Below are 1,981 nucleotides of genomic sequence, written 5' to 3'. Positions count from 1 at the left end.
TTTAACTGTTCACACTGTTCACCTCGATGATTTCCCATTTTAAATCATGATGTTAAGGGGTGATGAGTTGGTGAAGAGTGAACAGTCGACTCTTCACCTTTGTGATTTGTGCGCGCGCAGGGCGCGCCGGATCAGGCAACGAGGGGGGGTAAAAAGTTTTTTTGGGTTTTACTGTTCACTCTGTTCACCTTCAATTTTTATAAAGTAATTTCATGATGTTAAGTGGTGAACAGATGGTGAAGGGTGAACAGTCGATTGTTCACCTCGCGGGTCAGGCAGGCATAAAAAGACCGGCGATTGCCGGTCTGAGGTAGGTTATGTCGCTGCAGATTCGTCGCACTTCGGCAGCCAGTCGCCGTTGCTGTCCTCCCTGAGCGTCAGGTTGGTTTGCGTACCCTGTTTAGTGTGCCGCTTCTCGTAGTTCAGCCCGTACTCTTTCAGCATCATCGGCAGCCCCAGCCCGAACATTTTCAGGCTCAGCACATGCTTGTAGCCGTTGGCCTCCATATAGACCAGATAGGCGTGATAGAGATAGTTACGTGGCTGTCGCGGGATGATATTGGCATTCCCCATAAACATCCCGTTCGTCTGCGGCAGTGCCTCCAGATAGCCGCAAAAATCAAACGTCGGGTCGGCATCGCGCTTGATACTGAGCGCCTCGTCGGAGTTCTGCTGTGACTGGAGCAACGTGCGAGCGCTCATCGGGTCGCTGAACTGCTGCATAAGCTGGCGCACGATGACGGCCAGCTCGCGTGCGATTTTGTCCTTAAGCTGCGGATCGCGCTCCTCCGGGGCGATTTGCTCCGGGAAATGAATAATGACCCGGCGACGGGACACGCCGCCGCTGCGGTCGGTGAAGCGCATCGGGTTATTGTTCACGGCCAGAATTACCGCCGGGATATAGGCCGAATAGGCGTCGCGGTATTTCGGGTCGACCGACACGGCATCGCCGCCGGTGATGGCCTTAAGTCCTGCGCCGTCCCCGCTCCATTTCTCCTGGTCAGGCAGTCGTATCAACGAGAATCCAATCAGCGCGGCGCGCTCACGTGGTGATTCCAGCGTCTCGATGGTCGCTGACGTGGCGTTGTCTTCCCCGGCGAGCAGGGTCGCAATTTCGGCCAGAATACTTTTTCCGCTGCCGCCGGGGCCAGTGACTTCGAGAAAGAGCTGCCAGTCGTAACGGTTCGCCAGCACCATAAACAGCGCAGCGAGTATCACGTCACGTTTAGCCGAATTACCACTGGCCGCACGGTTGAGCCAGCGCCAGAAATTCGGTGCGTGGGTTTCCAGCGTTTCGCCCTCCACCGGCGGGGTAAAATCCACGTCGCACAGCGTACGCAGCCAGTGCGATTTGCTGTGCGGACTGAATACGCCGGTGAGGGTATCGAGCACGCCGTTGCGAAAACCAATCAGACGGCGTGCAGGGGCGGCCTGCTGCGGGATAATCAGTTTCAGGGTATCGACCACGGAGGGAATTCTCCCCGATGAGAACGGGGCGCGCAGGCGCTGGAACAGCCCGGCCACGTCGCGGGCAAAATCCGACGGCGGGATGATTTTCCATGTCCCGGCCTCATAGCGGGACAGGAGCTGGCCGTTCGCATCCACGGCCAGCGCTTCGCCGTAATGCTCATGCACCCGCATTGCCTTTTCACTGGTACTCATGGCGGTAAATTCCGCCTCGCTCATGGTGTCGAACGGGCTTTGCGCCGGCGGCCGTATGGCGGTATAAATCGCCTTGCGCGTCGCGTCCTCACCCTGCTGCATAAAGGCATCATTCCAGTCACCAAATACCGGCGGGAGGGCAACCGTACCCTCACAGGCCTGTGCGGCCGCTGCGGCTTTTGTCTGGCCGTTCCCGCTGAGGTCGCGGTCGGCAGCGAGGACAATCTGACAGGCCGGGTGCTGACGCCGGGCAAGGCTCGCCAGAGAAAGGAGGTTCACGGATGAGAGCGCCACCATGACGGTTTCACCGGTCAGGTGA

At 58.2% G+C, this 1,981-nt stretch carries 1 protein-coding gene; it reads right to left on the bottom strand.

Annotated elements, in window-relative coordinates:
- Positions 1 to 315: 315 nt before the first annotated feature.
- The coding region (locus ACKI5T_RS18190) for a primase-like DNA-binding domain-containing protein (RefSeq protein WP_407439253.1) at positions 316 to 1,981 on the bottom strand (1,666 nt) is incomplete at its 5' end.

Origin of the sequence: Lelliottia sp., assembly GCF_045627565.1 — a bacterium.
Classification (GTDB): Bacteria; Pseudomonadota; Gammaproteobacteria; order Enterobacterales; family Enterobacteriaceae; genus Enterobacter.
This window is presented reverse-complemented; position numbering and strand designations above follow the sequence as displayed.